We start from the raw sequence: 16,094 nt of genomic DNA, 5'->3' as shown, positions 1-16,094 counted from the left end.
ATGGAAGGTTTGTTAAACAGATTGCTCGAGAACAGTTCTCTACCGATTGTAACTGCTTTAATTTTAGGATTGATGACTACCATCAGTCCCTGCACTTTGGCCACAAACATTACGGCTATTGGTTTTATCGGGAAAAATCTGGAAAACCGGAACCGGGTATTTTACAACGGATTGATTTATACCCTTGGTCGGGTAATTGCTTATACCTTGCTGGCTTTTATCATTTTCCTGGGCGCCGACCAATTTACCCTTTCCGGAGTATTCCAGAGGTATGGAGAGAAAATTATTGGGCCGTTGTTATTCATCATTGGATTGTTTATGCTTGACATTCTGAAAATCAAATTTCCCGGTCTGAGTAAGCTCTCTCAACGGTTTGAAAAAAAAGACACCAAAAATTACTGGGATGTGCTGTTGCTCGGAATCTTATTTGCCCTGGCATTTTGCCCGTACAGCGGGGTGCTCTATTTCGGAATTCTGATTCCTATGACGATCGGTAGCGCATCTGGGTTGTATCTGCCGGTAGTTTTTGCCATTGCTACGGGGATTCCAGTCATAATTTTTGCCTGGTTAATAGCCTATACTGTTTCAGGAGTAGGCACTGTTTACAACCGGATAAAAGTTTTTGAAATCTGGTTTCGCAGAATGATTTCTGTACTTTTCATTGGAGTTGGTATCTATTACATAGTTACAGTGTTCTTCTAAAAAGATTACAACCATTATTCAGTTTTTTACGACTATACAATACTAATTATGAGTTGGAAAAAAGAGATTAAGATACTGCTTTGGATGATTTCAGTATTTGTTATCTTCTTCTTTGTACCGCTTGAATCGGAACGGTTCAGCGAAGCCCTCTTTGCCATGTTCGACCTCACCAAATGGTATGCGCGCGAACATGTAATTTTGTGCCTGCTTCCTGCATTTTTTATAGCCGGTGTTATTTCCGTATTTATAAGCCAGGGAGCGGTGGTGAAATATTTTGGTGCCAAAGCGAAAAAATGGCTGGCCTATTCAGTAGCTTCGGTTTCCGGAACCATCCTGGCGGTATGCAGCTGCACCATTCTTCCATTATTTTCCAGCATCCACAAACGGGGCGCCGGATTAGGCCCGGCTATTGCATTCCTGTATTCCGGACCTGCAATCAACATTCTGGCCATTATCCTTACCGCACGTATTTTAGGATTGGAAATGGGTGTGGCCCGCATTGTAGGGGCGGTCGTTTTTGCCATTGTTATTGGCTCTGTTATGTCGCTCATATACCGCAAAGAAGAAAAAGCAAAACGGGAAGAACAAGTAAATTTTCCGGAGATGCCCGAAAAGCGTCCGGTGTGGCAAACGGGAATTCACTTTCTTACACTGGTGCTTATCCTGGTTTTTGCCAACTGGGGCAAACCGGGAGACGATGTTACCAGCGGCACCTGGTTTTGGATTTGGACCCATAAATGGCACCTTACTTCGGCCTTTGGAATCCTCCTGGTTTATTCGTTGATATTCATTTTGAAAATAAAATGGCAGCATGTTATTCTTGCCGTTTTAGCTACTACCGTTTCAGGATTTTTAAGTCCCTCACCACTTGTTCCAATGGTAGTCGGGATTGCAGGCTTAAGCCTGGTCACCCTTCTCGATAAAAAAGACCCTGAAAACCGGGAATGGACACTTTCCTCATGGGATTTTGCCAAGCAGATTATACCTTTGCTGGCTGTTGGTGTTTTAATCGCAGGTTTCCTGTTGGGCTCCACACACGGGGATACCCAACTTGCCGGAATTATTCCCAACAAATGGGTGGCCGGACTGGTCGGCGGAAATTCTATATTCGCGAACTTTTTTGCTTCTGTTGCAGGCGCTTTTATGTATTTTGCCACACTCACAGAAGTACCCATATTGCAGGGGCTTATTGCTGCCGGAATGGGAAAAGGTCCGGCATTAGCGCTCTTGCTGGCAGGTCCTTCATTGTCGTTGCCCAATATGCTGGTCATCCGCGATGTAATTGGCACTCAAAAAACAATTGTTTACGTCGTATTAGTGGTGGTCCTGGCAACCATCTCAGGCCTGATTTACGGAATGTTCTTTTAAGAATAATGAATAAATAATATATAAAATGGATAGAAGAAAAGCAATGAAAGTAGCAGCAGGCGCCATCGCAGCAGGCGGAGCCGGCTTTTTTACCTTAACAACCGCATTCAAACCAAAAAAACAACCACTTGTAGAACCTTCCAAACTGGAATATACTCCCCCGGAGAGTAAATGGGAATACATTCAGTTAGATCCTGAAGTATCGGCACAGGTAGCCTACGATAAATACAGCGAGGGAAGCTGTATGTATGCCACGGTATCAAGTATTATTTCCCAACTGGCAGAAAAGATTGGTGAGCCTTTTACTTCATTTCCCGTTCACCTGTTTAAATACGGACACGGCGGTGTGGGAGGTTATGGATCGATATGCGGAACATTAAACGGTGCAGCAGCTCTTATCGGATTACTCATTACCGATAAAAATGTGCAAAATAAAATGATAACCGACCTTTTTCAATGGTATGAGAAAGCATCCCTGCCGGTTTTTAGCCCCCAAAAACCTGTATTTGAATTTTCGCCCCCGACAAGTACTTCCAACTCCGTTTTATGTCATGCATCCAATACGAACTGGTGCAAGGCGTCCGGATTTAAAGTGAACAGTAATGAAAGAAAAGAAAGGTGCCGCCGTTTAACCGGCGATGTGGCCCAAAAAGTAACCACTGCATTAAACGACATTTTTACACAAACGTATGTTGCCAATGTCCATGCCAATGAAGATGTAAACTCCTGTTTGGCATGTCACGGGGGAGAAGGGAAAGTTAAAAATACTTCCGTAAAAATGAGCTGCGAGCCGTGCCACACGGAATCTGTTGCACACAAAGCATTTGCAGATATTCACTATAAATTTATGAAGGAGTAATAAACCATAGAGTTACATTGAAAAAATAATAAATGATTCTTATTCTTTTTTAAGGAATTGAACCGGCAAAGAATTTTATATACCAAATGCTAAAGTGGGTGAATGATTAATGGAACAATATTCTATACCTAACAGGATACGAACCATTTAACAATTATCCGGTTTAGCATTTTTAACCACAAGTAATTATGAAAATACTCATTTTATGTACCGGCAACAGTTGCCGAAGCCAGATGGCACACGGTTTCCTGAAGTCGTTTGACAACAGGATGGAAGTGGCTTCGGCAGGCACAAATCCAACGTTACAGGTAAATCAAAAAGCGGTTGAGGTTATGAGTGAGGCAGGTATTGACATTAGTCATCACAAACCTCAGATGGTAGATAAATATTTGACTGAAGTATGGGATTATGTAATCACCGTTTGCGACCATGCCAATGAAACCTGTCCTACTTTTTCGGGGAAGGTAAAAAAACGCTTACACATTGCATTTGAAGATCCGTCCCAGGCTACCGGAACACCGGAATTTATCCAAAATGAATATTACCGGGTGCGGGATGAAATAAAAGAAGCTTTTTTCAACCTGTACGAGGAAGAAATAAAATCCCAATTGCCATGAAAGCGGAAAACCTAAAGCGAATTGTAAAAGAGAAATACGGCATGGTTGCCAGGCAGAAAAGCCTGTTAGTGCAGCAAAAGGGATGCTGCGGAGAACTGCAGGTCAGCATGATCAACGATGAATACCTCAATGTGACCGGTTACAACCCGGATGCGGATTTTGGATTAGGTTGCGGGATTCCTACGGAATTTGCCGGAATCAAAACCGGCGACAGCGTACTCGATTTAGGTAGTGGTGCGGGAAACGACTGTTTTATAGCCCGGGCCCTTGTTGGTAAAAACGGAAAAGTAACTGGTCTTGATTTTACGGAAGAGATGGTACAAAAGGCACAGATGAACCTTGAAAAAACAGGGTTCAAAAATATTCAATTTGTGCAGGGAGATATTGAAAATATGCCACTCCCCGATTCAAATTTCGATGTAATTATCAGCAATTGTGTTTTAAACCTGGTACCTGACAAGCATAAAGCATTTTCAGAAATTTTCCGCGTGCTGAAACCGGGTGGCCATTTTTGTATTTCAGACGTTGTATTAAACTACGAACTTCCTGCAGCATTGAAAAAGGCTGCCGAAATGTATGCCGGATGCGTGGCAGGAGCTCTTCTAAAAGAAAAATACCTGGCAATTATTCAAGAGCAGGGATTTTCAGGCATCGAAATTAAAAAGGAAAAATCCATTAACATTCCGGATTCTGTTCTATCAAACTACTTAACTGAAAGTAAAATGGAAATGTATAAACAATCCGGCACCGCAATTCTCAGTATCACTGTATCCGGAAATAAATAAGCAACATGGAAAAAAGAAAAAAGAGGATTGGTTTTTTTGAAAAATATTTAACCATATGGGTGGCTCTTTGCATACTGGCTGGTATTGGCCTGGGGTTTCTTTTCGGTGATGGAATGGAACATATTAGCAACCTGGAAATTGCCCGGGTAAATATTCCGGTTGCCATTCTGATTTGGCTGATGATCTATCCTATGATGCTACAGGTAGATTTTACCAGTGTAAAGCAAGTAGGTAAAAAGCCCCGGGGAATTATATGGACCGTTATTATTAACTGGGCCATTAAACCTTTTACCATGGCCTTTTTTGCATGGATTTTTTTCTCCAAATTATATTCTGCCTGGATTGACCCTGCCTTGGCAGGCGAATACATTGCCGGCGCCATTATTTTGGGGGCCGCGCCCTGTACAGCCATGGTTTTTGTGTGGAGCTACTTAACGGATGGGGATCCCAGTTATACGCTGGTACAGGTTTCAATAAATGATCTGATTATCTTAATTGCGTTTGTACCAATTGTAGGGTTGCTACTTGGAATAACAAATATTACGATTCCGTATGACACACTCATAGCCAGTGTTATAATCTTTGTTGTTATTCCGCTTGTTGCGGGTGTAATTACCCAGCGGGTACTGATAAAAAGACATGGAAAAGTTTGGTTTAGAAATAACTTTATCCCCAGACTAAAACCGTGGAGTATTGTTGCACTACTTGTAACCTTAGTGCTTTTATTTGCTTTTCAGGGCCAAAATATTCTGAATAATCCGCTGATTATTCTTCTCACGGCCATACCGCTTGTTATTCAAACCTATTTTATCTTTTTCCTGGCCTGGTTTGGAGGTAAAAAGTTAAAGCTTCCTCATCAAACCTGTGCACCAGCTGCCATGATTGGTGCAAGTAATTTTTTCGAACTGGCTGTGGCAGTGGCCATTGCTCTATTCGGGTTACAATCGCCGGCTGCACTGGTTACCGTAGTTGGTGTATTGGTAGAAGTACCGGTAATGCTTTCTCTGGTGGCGCTGGCAAACCGGTGGAGATACAAAATGTAGAATTATTTACCGATTCAGTAATTGCATAAATAACAGTTTTTCAACCATTAGCCTCCCAAATTAAGCGCGGAGACAAAAAGTTATCAACAGGCTATTAAACAAAAAAAAATCATCGGTTTCCCGATGATTTTTTTGCGGAGAGAGAGGGATTCGAACCCCCGGAACCTCTCGGTTCAACGGTTTTCAAGACCGCCGCAATCGACCACTCTGCCATCTCTCCAGGCGCGACAAAAGTAGAACTTTTTTTTAATCTCCAAAAACCTTGCGGTTAAAAAAAATTAGAAAATGCTGAAAAAAAAGGGTGTTCAGGGTTGTTTTTTTAAAAGTTATTTCAGAATTTAGCTAAAACAAAAAATGAGGTTCTCTGAAACTACTGATTTTACAGGCATTCCGGAAGGAATTGCCCGGTAGTAACGAGAAGTAAGACAAAAGAGAAGTGACGCAACTTGCTTATTTACAATAATTTAGTTTTTCATTTAAATTTTTAAATTTATGAACAAAGCACAATTAATTGATGCAATGGCCGCCGGAGCCGGCCTGACGAAAGCTGATGCAAAAAAAGCGCTCGACGCTTTTATCGGAGCAACTACTGACGCCTTAAAGGGTGGAGACAGGGTAGCACTGATCGGATTTGGTACTTTTTCAGTAAGTGAACGTGGCGCTCGTACGGGCAGAAACCCGCAAACAGGGAAAGAAATTAAAATCCCTGCTAAAAAAGTGGTAAAATTCAAAGCAGGTGCCGACCTGTCTGACGCAGTATCCTAACTGAAGGGTGGATACAAAGAAATTGAAGGGGAGCAGAAACTCCCCTTTTTTATTGTTGCTATTCAACAAAATAAAAAAATGCAAAAAAAACTGATTGAACATTTATCCGGATTTATTACCCCCGAAAGACTTCTGTTGTTTGAAAAAGTACTGGAACAACGTACGGCTTACATTACCGTCGTGTTGGAAGATATTTTCCAACCCCAGAATGCCAGCGCCGTTTTACGCACTTGCGACTGCTTTGGCATTCAACATGTTCATATCATCGAAAACCGGAATAAATTTACAGTGGACCGTGAAGTAGCCTTGGGAGCCTCCAAATGGCTGAGCCTTCATAAATACAACGAAAAAAAACAAAATAGCCTGAAGGCAATAAAATCATTAAAAGAATCGGGGTACCGGATTGTTGCCACTACACCACATAAAAACGATCAGTTGTTACCTGAATTCGATCTTACCAAAGGAAAAACGGCTATTGTTTTTGGTTCTGAACTCCCCGGAATTTCTGAAACGATACAGAACGAAGCAGATGAATTTCTTAAAATACCCATGTCAGGATTTACTGAAAGCTTCAACATATCGGTTTCTGCGGCTATTGTATTATACCAGTTGTCTGAAAAAATCAAAAAACAAAATGAAATTTTCTGGCAGCTTACCGAACAGGAAAAAGATACTATAAAATTACAGTGGCTGCGCAACTCGATCAAGAGAAGCAACTTACTGGAACAACGTTTTCTAAAGGAACAGGGCTCAACCGGAACAGCAACAAAAACAATCCGCTAATTTTTACTGAGCATTTTTTTCAACTCTTTTAGCGTAATCATCTCTACGCCTTTTTTCTCCCAGTTTTCAAAAGGCAATGGAATATTGGGAAGTTCTTTAATGGCATCTTTAATCACATACACATTTTTCACTTTTTTACTGAGCCCTTTCACGGCAGCATCCACACACACATTGGTCGTTACACCATAAACAACAACGGTTGTGGGTTTTAACTGTTTCAGAATAGTATCAGTCAAAGGGTTTCCGGAAAAAACATCGAATGCATCTTTACGGATAACAAAATTCCGGTGTTTTCCTTCCTCAAATAATTCGGGGGTAATAAGGTATTCCTTGTCCCAATCAAAAACAACCGGGTCTTCCGGCTCAGTCTCTCTGATGTAATCGGCTCCACGGGAATGGGCCATACAGTGTTCCGGAAATGTATTGATAAAATCAGGAGAGGCATCTAATTCAGCTGAATTAGCATAATGATAATCGGCTGTATTAATTACCCGAATCACCTTCTCTTTGGCCAGCATGGTCAATTCTTTCCATTGTGGACGTAACTCTTCAGCTCCCTGAACATACAATTTCCCCCGGGGATAGACGAAATCAATCTGCGTATCGACATTCCAGAATAACCAATCTTTTAAATCCATTTTTTCTCCCATTAAAAATCATTTGAAAGATCAATATTAGCCATTGTTAAAAGACACATTTTAGGTGCAATAATAAAACATATACCTTCCGTCTGTTCATTACAACCTCTAAATATATTCAATATGAACGGGGTCTAATAAGTTATAATGTTAAAAAATAATAACACAACATATCCACGGCACATGCATCCTTTAAAAGGGAATTAAAAACCGGCTTCGTTTTAATTCTATTAATATATATGACAATCAATTAAAAATGAATAGTGTTTCATTTGACTTGTAAAAAAAAGTATTATTTTTGCGCCGGCTTTAAGCAATCTCTTTTCCACCGGATGGTGGAATATATTGCCAACATTAATTAAATAATATCAGAGATGGATTTAATAAAATTTGTAGAAAACGAGTTTAAGGTAGAAAAAGAGCACCCTAAATTTTCTGCGGGAGATACCATAACCGTTAGTTATTTGATTCGGGAAGGAAACAAGGAGCGTGTTCAGAATTTCCGTGGGGTAGTCCTCCAGATTAAAGGAAGAGAAAGTACCAAAACCTTCACAGTTCGTAAAATGTCAGGGGGTATTGGTGTTGAACGTATATTCCCGCTTTCCTCGCCTTTCATTGAAAATATTGAGGTGAATAAAAAAGGAAAAGTACGTCGCAAAAGGTTGTTTTACCTGCGTGGCCTTACCGGGAAAAAAGCCCGTATCAAAGAAAAAAGATTCTAATGCTACAGTTCATTTATACAAAAGGTCTTCTCGCGAAGGCCTTTTTTGTTTCCTGACCTTTCCTCTAAAATCTCAAAGCACTCCAATGAAACACTCTTTCAACAATAACTTATATATTGTAAATGCTCCCTCATTCGTCAGAATATTTAACGGGGAATAAAAAATGCAAGTTGTCCTAAAGTTTATTTTCAGTTGAAGGCTGTTATAGCTGGGCCAAAATCAGCAAGGTCAAAAAATGCTTTACTTCCGTACGCAAAAAAAACAGTGCCTTTCGCATTTGCATATCGACTGTGTTTTCAGAAATATTAAGTTCTGCAGCAACCTCTTTATACGTCAATCCGTTTATTCTGTTAAGTTTGAAAATAATTTGCCGCTGCTCGGGTAATTGCTCAATCAAATAAAAAATCTGCCGTTCCAGTTCGGAGTATTCCACGTTGGCCAGCGTATCCATACTGTTATTACTCCCTTCTTTCAGCTGATTGTATAAATTCTCAAGATACTTTTGTTTATGAAACCTTTTTCGCATGACGTCCACCACCATATTCCGCGCTATAGCAAAAAGATAGGTTTCAAAGTTTTTATCTGCTTTTACCGATTTTCTGTTCGACCAAAGTTTGAGATAAATTTCCTGTAAAATACTTTCCGCATCTTCTCCTGCGGGTAAAACCTTTGTAAGAAAGCCTTTTACTTTTCCTTTCGTTTTATGAAAAATCAACTCGAAGGCCATTTCATTGCCTTGACGGAATTGCTCAACCAGCTTTCTCTCTATATCTAAAGAATTTACTATCAACAGATTAAGTTCAATTCGTTTTACATAGTTTATTTAGGCGCAAATGTCGAAAATATTCATTAAAAATCAAAATACTGACTACTCCTCACAAGCCATTTGCTGCAACAACCCGCGCACTTCTTCAAAGTTCTCCACTTTGTATCCGGCAACGGTATGGGCCATCCCCACTTTTATGGTAATGGCTTCATTGGGCAGATCAGAAAACAGGAACTCGTCGGTCCAGTCGTCTCCAATAGCCATAATTTTATCGGCAGGTCTGGAATGCAATACTTTCAGGGCAGCACGTCCTTTGTTGATACCCCTGTTTTTAATCTCCAGAACCTTGTTCCCTTCCATAATCTCGAGGTTCAAATTCGACACCAAACTGGTCATTTCATCTTTTAGCTCAATAGCCCGGTTCAGCCCCAATTCAGGGTCAGATTTCCGGTAGTGCCATACTAAACTGTAGTTTTTTTCTTCAATAAATGAACCCGGGGTACGATCCACATAAAACTCAAGGGAAGAACGAATGCTCTCCTTCCATGAATCGTCCAGCGGTTCAATCATTTCCCATTGGCCTCCAGCCTCCCTGTACCATACACCGTGTTCAACAATCAGCGTATAGGGCTTGTCACCAAACCATTCCTCAAAAGTATTTTTGTCGCGGCCACTAATAAGTACTACCCTGTTCTTCGGATTATTGGCGAGGTTATCCAGCAATTCATACAACTCTTTGTCGGGCCTTGCATGTTTAGGATTGTCCTTAAACCCGGTAAGGGTACCATCATAGTCGAGAAAAAAAATACGGTTGTCCGATTGGCAAAGTTCTTTAATTATCTTATTTCTGGTTGAATTTGTCAACTTCTTGGCCAGGTATTGTTGCTCATTTTGCAGCACTTTGTCCAGACTGTTCAGAAAATCGGTAGCCCACTTTTCGATATTGTATCGTTTAAGCCGCTTTTGAAGTACTGTATTTCGTTCAATCTGTTCATCCAACGGCATTTCAATGGCTCGTTTTATGGCCTCCGCAATCTGTGCTCTATCGTTGGGATTAATAATCAGCGCCTCACTCATCTCTTTGGAAGCTCCGGCCATTTCGCTCAGAATCAGCACTCCCCGGCCATCAGTTTTGGAGGCAATAAATTCTTTGGCTACCAAGTTCATTCCGTCGCGAATGGGTGTAATCAGGGCAATTTCGCAGTAATTGTATAAATCCACCAGGTTTTCAAAAGGAAGGGAACGGTAAAAATACCAAATAGGGTTGCGGTTTATGGAAGAATACGTCCCATTAATCCGGCCCACAATCTCATCCACTTCACTTTTCATTTGTTGATATTGATCCACTCCAATACGTGACGGGACTGCCAGTAGCACCAATGTTATCTTATTCCGGTATTCCGGATAATTTTCAAGAAAATACTCAAAAGCTTCCAACCTGTTAATCAACCCCTTTGTATAATCCAGGCGATCAATTGAAAGGACAAATTTCGTTTCAGGATAGAGCAGGTAGTAACGTTCCAGCTCTTTCCGTATTTCCGATTTATCGCGTACCGATCTTTTTTGAGAATCAAGGGCCGCATCTTGAAATTTATCGTAATCGATGCCCATGGGAAAATTGTCTACCTTAACAATCCGTTTGGGCAAATGAATTTCATTTATATTGATATCGTAACCCAACAGCCGGCGTACGGCACTCATAAAATGGCGTTCGTAATCGAATGTGTGAAACCCGAGTAAATCGGCACCCAGCATTCCCTGGATAATCTCATTACGCCAGGGCAGAATGCGAAAAAGTTCGTAAGAAGGAAAGGGAATGTGCAGGAAAAATCCGATGGTAACATCCGGAAACTTTTCTTTTATCATTTGGGGCAACAAAAGCAGGTGGTAGTCATGTATCCATATTTTATCCACCCCCTCCATATTTTCAGCAATTACATCGGCAAATTTTTGATTTACCCTTTTATAAGCCTGCCATTGTTCATCTTCGTATTCCACAAACTGGTTAAAATAATGGAACAAGGGCCAGATGGTCTTGTTACTAAATCCTTCGTAGTAAAGTTCGACTTCTTCCTGCGTCAGGTTTACGCTCACACATTTTTCTTTTTTTAATGCAGAGTTAACCTTTTTTACCTGACTGTTTGTCAATTCGTTAAAGTCGACTCCAGACCAGCCTATCCATAAACTGTTAAAAGATTTACTCACTGACATCATCCCGGTGGCAAGCCCTCCGACACTTGGTTCAACACCAATATCATTTTCAGAGATACTTATCTGCACCGGTAATCGGTTTGAAATAATTAGAAATCGACTCATAGTTTTTCTATATTTGTTCGTCATTATTATACGTAAAATATGCCAATTCTCAAAATTAAAAAAAACTGTACTAATAATGGCAAATTTGGATTATGGGATTATAGGAAACTGCAAGAGTGCAGCACTGATATCGAAAAAGGGTGCATTGGAATGGCTTTGCCTTCCGGTATTTGATTCTGCCTCGGTTTTCGCTAAAATACTGGACAGGAAAAAAGGGGGAAGTTTTGAATTTATTACCGGTGACGACTATCACTCAACTCAGCGCTACTTACCCAAAACAAATATATTATCAACAAAATATTCCAACGGAACTGACAGTTTCGAGGTTATCGATTTTATGCCCCGCTACCACTATCATAATGGCAGGGAACAAGTTTATTCCCCTCCTGATGTTATTCGCTATATCAAGCTAAAATCAGGCAGGCCTCGTTTCAGAATTCATTACGACCCCCGGCTGGAATATGCAGAAAGAAAAACCATTACCGAAGTGCGCAAAGAGTTTGTAAAAAGTTTTACGCGTACCGGCGCTTACGATTCACTCTATCTTTACACCGATATTGAAATGGGGAAAGTGATAAGTGGAGAGGAGGTTGAATTGGAAAAGGATACTTTTTTCCTGATTAGCTATAACCAGAAACTCTTAAAACAAACTATCGAACGTGCTTACCTTAAACTTCAGCGCACCAAGGTTTACTGGCTCAACTGGTCAGAAGAAACCCACCGGTTCAGAAGCTACAACGAAGAAATAATCCGCAGCGCCCTGGTCCTTAAACTGCTGAGTTTTGATAAAACAGGCGCGGTACTGGCAGCTGTTACCACCTCACTACCGGAAACCATTGGTGAAATCAGAAATTGGGATTACCGGTTCTGCTGGCTACGCGATGCTTCAATGGTTATTAAAATAATGACCCAGATAGGACACTGGAAAAGCGCCGAGCGTTTTTTGAATTTTATCATTGATGTTGTTTCTGACAAGGATGAAAAAATTCAGATTATGTACGGCATTAACCGGGAAAAGAACCTCAGGGAACGCATTCTTACCCATCTTTCCGGTTATGAGGACAGCGCGCCGGTCCGTATCGGTAATGCTGCCTACAAACAGAAACAGCACGATATTTACGGCATATTGATGGATGTTATCTATCAACAATTCAGCCTTTTCGAAGTATCCTTACAAAACAGTGAAGAGCTCTGGACCATCACCAGAAGTATCGTTCGTATTGTGCGTAAAAACTGGAAAAAGCCTGATCGTGGAATCTGGGAAATCCGTACAGAACACCGGCATTTTGTTTTTTCCAAACTGCTCTGCTGGGTGGCTATTGACAGGGCTATAAAAGTAGCGGAGTTGATAAAACGGGATGAGTATCTCCAAAAATGGGGAAAACTCAGGGAAACCATTTCAAAAGATATTTTAGAAAAAGGATGGAACGAAGAAGTGCAGGCATTTACCCAGGCTTACGGATTGAAAGACCTTGACGCCTCGAACCTGTTGATGGAGGCTTATGGTTTTATCGATGCAACCGACTACCGGTTTGTCAGTACGGTAAAAGCTATACAACGTGAACTGGGACGCAATGGGCTGATGTATCGCTACAAAAACCGCGACGATTTTGGACTGCCTACCTCCTCGTTCACTATCTGTACATTCTGGTTGATACAGGCGCTGGACAAAATCGGGGAACGAGAACAGGCTCAGAAACTTTTTGACCAGTTGCTTACTTACAGTAACCACCTGGGACTGTTCAGCGAAGACATCGACTTTGAAACCAAACGGCTTTTGGGTAATTTTCCACAGGCATATTCGCATCTGGCACTCATTGAAACGGCGATGCTGTTTTCAAAGGATATTGAGCTGAAAAGTAAATTCTAAATTCCTATTTCTTAAAAATAAAATAGACCGCCAGAATCAAAAAAATGAAACCAATAAAGTGATTTATACGGAACGTTTCGTTTTTAAAGAATAAGAGTGTAAACAGCATAAAGATGACCAACGTTGTCACCTCCTGGATTACTTTTAATTCAACCAGTGTAAAAGGTCCGCCATTTTCTTTAAACCCAATACGATTGGCCGGTACCTGGAAAAAGTATTCGAACAAAGCCATTCCCCAACTTATCAATACAACTGTTACCAGTGGCAATGCTCCAAACCACTTGAATTCCTTAAACTTTAAATGCCCGTACCAGGCAAACGTCATAAAAATATTAGACATTACAAGCAGGAGAATAGTATAAACCGATTTCATATATATGCGATGATAATTACAAAAAAATTGCGCAATATTAATGCATTTTCGGATACATTGGCTTCTCCCAAATCCAATTATTTTCCCAAAATCAGACAGATATTATAAAACCATTCTCCTCATTTTTTTTTATCTTTATAGTAGAACCAATAAAATCAAATCCGATGCCTAGAATCAGTCGATTAGATGCATTAAAGTATCATGAAAAAAACCGCCCCGGAAAAATTGAAGTAGTCCCAACCAAACCGCATAACACACAATACGACTTATCGCTGGCTTATACACCGGGCGTAGCACAGCCGTGTATCGAAATTGAAAAAGAGCCGGACAATGTTTACAAATACACGGCCAAAGGAAATCTGGTAGCAGTTATTTCCAACGGCACGGCAGTTCTTGGTTTGGGTGATATTGGCCCTGAAGCCGGGAAACCGGTGATGGAAGGCAAGGGGTTGCTTTTCAAAATTTTTGCTGATGTAGATGTATTTGATATCGAAGTAAATGAAAAAAAACCTCAAAAATTTATCGAAGTGGTGAAAGCCATCTCTCCTACTTTTGGAGGCATTAACCTGGAAGATATCAAAGCGCCGGAGTGTTTTGAAATTGAAGCGGCCCTGAAAAAGGAGCTAAAGATTCCGGTTTTTCACGACGATCAACATGGAACAGCTATTATTTCTGCTGCAGGATTACTGAATGCGCTGGAACTGAACGGCAAATCGATTGAAGATATCAAAGTGGTAATTTGCGGAGCCGGGGCTGCAGCCATTTCCTGCACCCGGTTATACGTCAGCCTGGGAGTAAACTCCGAAAATGTTGTGATGTGCGACAGCAAAGGCGTACTGAATGAAGGGCGCACAGACCTGAACCCTTACAAGCAGGAATTTGTGACAAAACGGAAAGTGAATACCCTGGAGGAAGCGATGAAAGGAGCGGACGTTTTTCTGGGTCTTTCAGTAGGCGGTCTGGTTTCCAAAAAAATGATTAAATCAATGGCGAAGGATCCCATCGTATTTGCCATGGCCAATCCCAATCCTGAAATTTCATTCGAAAATGCAACCGCGGCCCGTAGCGATGTCATTATGGCTACCGGACGCAGTGATTATCCCAACCAAATAAACAATGTACTGGGCTTTCCATTCATCTTCCGGGGGGCTCTTGATGTAAGGGCTACTCAAATCAATGAAGAAATGAAAATTGCGGCTGCCAAAGCGCTGGCTGGCCTTGCAAAAGAGTATGTTCCCGAAATAGTTGCCCGCGCATACAACAAACAAAATATTGTTTTCGGTCGTGATTATATTATTCCGAAGCCCTTAGACCCCAGGCTTATCATAACTGTTTCAACCGCCGTTGCCAAAGCTGCAATGGATACCGGAGTAGCACAAAATCCGATAAAAAACTGGACAGCATACAAACAGGAGCTTAGCAACCGGATGGGAATAAGTGGTAAACAGGTCATGAGTATTCGCAACAAAGCACGCCAGAATCCCAAAAGGGTTGTTTTTGCTGAAGGAAACGATTTTAAAATTCTCAAAGCAGTCCAATACGTCACCCGCGAAAAAATTGCCCATCCCATACTTCTCGGCAACGAAGAAAAAATAAGGATGCTAATTAAAGAGAATCAACTTGAACTTGGCAATGTAGAGATTATTGACATATTCAGGACGGTTACTGAAGACAAAAGGCACAAGCTGGCCAAAACGCTTTACGAAAAAAGGAAACGGAAAGGAATGACGTATGACGAAGCATTGGAAAATACATATAACCGCGATTACTTTGGTGCGCTGATGGTGGAAACCGGCGAGGCCGATGCATTTATTTCCGGTTTCTCCCGAAAATATGCCGATACTATCCGTCCGGCATTGCAGGTGATTGGCGTGAAAGAAGACTGCAATCATATTGCTGGCATGTACATGATGATTACAAAGCAAGGTCCCATTTTCCTGGCCGATACAACTGTAAACATGAATCCTTCTTCTCAAACGCTTGTAGACACAACGCTTCTGACTGCCCGGGAGGTTAAGCGTTTCAATATTGAGCCTAAAATTGCCCTCCTCTCCTACTCTAACTTCGGCGCATTTAAAGGACTGGGAAGCCCGGTAAGGGTAAAAGAGGCTGTACAGATATTGCATGAAAAACATCCCGATTTAATGGTAGATGGCGAAATGCAGGCCAACTATGCACTGAACGGAAAACTTCGTTACAAACGGTACCCTTTCAATAAATTAGGGGATCACGATGCCAATACCCTGATATTTCCCAACCTGAGTTCAGGAAACATCACGTATAAAGTGTTACAGTCTATTGGTACGGCGGAAGCCATTGGGCCTATTCTGATGGGTATGAAAAAACCTATCCATATTTTGCAGCGCGACAGTTCGGTTCGTGAAATTATCAATATGGTGGCCATAGCCGTGGTGGATGCACAGTCGGTACCGGAAGAATAAAATGGGAGGTGCATAAACAACAAAACCTATTAACTTAATTGTCAAT

The 16,094-nt window shown here is 41.2% G+C and carries 15 protein-coding genes and 1 tRNA gene; 11 read left to right on the top strand and 5 right to left on the bottom strand.

All coding sequences use genetic code 11. From position 1 onward, the window contains the following. The 6 genes from D1164_RS14900 to arsB all read left to right on the top strand — a co-directional run bounded on the left by D1164_RS14900 (nucleotide 1) and on the right by arsB (nucleotide 5,374). The gene (locus D1164_RS14900; RefSeq protein ID WP_119350803.1) at nucleotides 1-702 is read left to right on the top strand and encodes an aromatic aminobenezylarsenical efflux permease ArsG family transporter; all 702 of its coding nucleotides are present in this window, start codon (nucleotides 1-3) and stop codon (nucleotides 700-702) included. A 48-nt stretch (nucleotides 703-750) separates the two neighbouring features. Continuing rightward, nucleotides 751-2,070, top strand: a complete 1,320-nt coding sequence (locus D1164_RS14895; RefSeq protein ID WP_119350802.1) for a permease — start codon at nucleotides 751-753, stop codon at nucleotides 2,068-2,070. A 25-nt stretch (nucleotides 2,071-2,095) separates the two neighbouring features. After that, nucleotides 2,096-2,929 carry a C-GCAxxG-C-C family protein gene (locus tag D1164_RS14890; RefSeq protein ID WP_119350801.1) on the top strand — a complete coding sequence of 278 codons (834 nt, stop codon included), beginning with the start codon at nucleotides 2,096-2,098 and terminating at the stop codon, nucleotides 2,927-2,929. 188 nt (nucleotides 2,930-3,117) lie between these two features. Further along, nucleotides 3,118-3,546, top strand: coding sequence for an arsenate reductase ArsC (locus D1164_RS14885; RefSeq protein ID WP_119350800.1), 429 nt, complete (start codon nucleotides 3,118-3,120; stop codon nucleotides 3,544-3,546). Then, the gene (arsM, locus tag D1164_RS14880; RefSeq protein WP_119350799.1) at nucleotides 3,543-4,331 is read left to right on the top strand and encodes an arsenite methyltransferase; all 789 of its coding nucleotides are present in this window, start codon (nucleotides 3,543-3,545) and stop codon (nucleotides 4,329-4,331) included. The genes D1164_RS14885 and arsM overlap by 4 nt, the downstream gene beginning before the upstream one ends. A gap of 5 nt (nucleotides 4,332-4,336) precedes the next feature. Beyond that, nucleotides 4,337-5,374, top strand: coding sequence for an ACR3 family arsenite efflux transporter (gene arsB / locus D1164_RS14875; RefSeq protein WP_119350798.1), 1,038 nt, complete (start codon nucleotides 4,337-4,339; stop codon nucleotides 5,372-5,374). A gap of 135 nt (nucleotides 5,375-5,509) precedes the next feature. Here the strand turns inward: arsB and D1164_RS14870 are convergent. Further along, nucleotides 5,510-5,594: transfer RNA gene (locus tag D1164_RS14870), tRNA-Ser, on the bottom strand. A 272-nt stretch (nucleotides 5,595-5,866) separates the two neighbouring features. Here D1164_RS14870 and D1164_RS14865 point away from each other — a divergent pair. Then, complete coding sequence (locus tag D1164_RS14865; protein ID WP_119350797.1) at nucleotides 5,867-6,139, top strand: HU family DNA-binding protein; 273 nt, start codon at nucleotides 5,867-5,869, stop codon at nucleotides 6,137-6,139. Nucleotides 6,140-6,217: 78 nt separating this feature from the next. Next, on the top strand, nucleotides 6,218-6,922 hold the full coding sequence (locus D1164_RS14860) for a TrmH family RNA methyltransferase (protein ID WP_119350796.1): 705 nt from the start codon (nucleotides 6,218-6,220) through the stop codon (nucleotides 6,920-6,922). Here D1164_RS14860 and D1164_RS14855 read toward each other — a convergent pair. Further along, on the bottom strand, nucleotides 6,919-7,560 hold the full coding sequence (locus D1164_RS14855; protein ID WP_172594481.1) for an isochorismatase family protein: 642 nt from the start codon (nucleotides 7,558-7,560) through the stop codon (nucleotides 6,919-6,921). The genes D1164_RS14860 and D1164_RS14855 overlap by 4 nt on opposite strands. A gap of 374 nt (nucleotides 7,561-7,934) precedes the next feature. On the opposite strand from D1164_RS14855, the gene rplS reads away from it, so the two are divergent. Then, complete coding sequence (gene rplS / locus D1164_RS14850; protein ID WP_119350794.1) at nucleotides 7,935-8,282, top strand: 50S ribosomal protein L19; 348 nt, start codon at nucleotides 7,935-7,937, stop codon at nucleotides 8,280-8,282. A 202-nt stretch (nucleotides 8,283-8,484) separates the two neighbouring features. Here the strand turns inward: rplS and D1164_RS14845 are convergent, their stop codons facing one another. Then, nucleotides 8,485-9,072 carry an RNA polymerase sigma factor gene (locus D1164_RS14845; RefSeq protein WP_119350793.1) on the bottom strand — a complete coding sequence of 196 codons (588 nt, stop codon included), beginning with the start codon at nucleotides 9,070-9,072 and terminating at the stop codon, nucleotides 8,485-8,487. Between the two features lie 78 nt (nucleotides 9,073-9,150). Beyond that, nucleotides 9,151-11,364 carry a bifunctional alpha,alpha-trehalose-phosphate synthase (UDP-forming)/trehalose-phosphatase gene (locus D1164_RS14840; RefSeq protein WP_119350792.1) on the bottom strand — a complete coding sequence of 738 codons (2,214 nt, stop codon included), beginning with the start codon at nucleotides 11,362-11,364 and terminating at the stop codon, nucleotides 9,151-9,153. Between the two features lie 76 nt (nucleotides 11,365-11,440). On the opposite strand from D1164_RS14840, the gene D1164_RS14835 reads away from it, so the two are divergent. Beyond that, nucleotides 11,441-13,234: a glycoside hydrolase family 15 protein gene (locus D1164_RS14835; protein ID WP_119350791.1), complete on the top strand. Its 1,794-nt coding sequence runs from the start codon at nucleotides 11,441-11,443 to the stop codon at nucleotides 13,232-13,234. 4 nt (nucleotides 13,235-13,238) lie between these two features. Here D1164_RS14835 and D1164_RS14830 read toward each other — a convergent pair whose 3' ends face one another. Beyond that, the gene (locus tag D1164_RS14830; RefSeq protein ID WP_119350790.1) at nucleotides 13,239-13,607 is read right to left on the bottom strand and encodes a DMT family protein; all 369 of its coding nucleotides are present in this window, start codon (nucleotides 13,605-13,607) and stop codon (nucleotides 13,239-13,241) included. Between the two features lie 164 nt (nucleotides 13,608-13,771). Here D1164_RS14830 and D1164_RS24285 point away from each other — a divergent pair, with 164 nt between their 5' ends. Beyond that, nucleotides 13,772-16,048, top strand: a complete 2,277-nt coding sequence (locus D1164_RS24285) for an NADP-dependent malic enzyme (RefSeq protein WP_119350789.1) — start codon at nucleotides 13,772-13,774, stop codon at nucleotides 16,046-16,048. The last annotated feature ends 46 nt before the right edge of the window (nucleotides 16,049-16,094 follow it).

The sequence above is a fragment of the Mariniphaga sediminis genome (assembly GCF_003573545.1).
GTDB lineage: Bacteria > Bacteroidota > Bacteroidia > Bacteroidales > Prolixibacteraceae > Mariniphaga > Mariniphaga sediminis.
The sequence above is the reverse complement of the archived record's forward strand: the minus strand, read 5'-3'. Positions and strand labels throughout refer to the sequence as shown.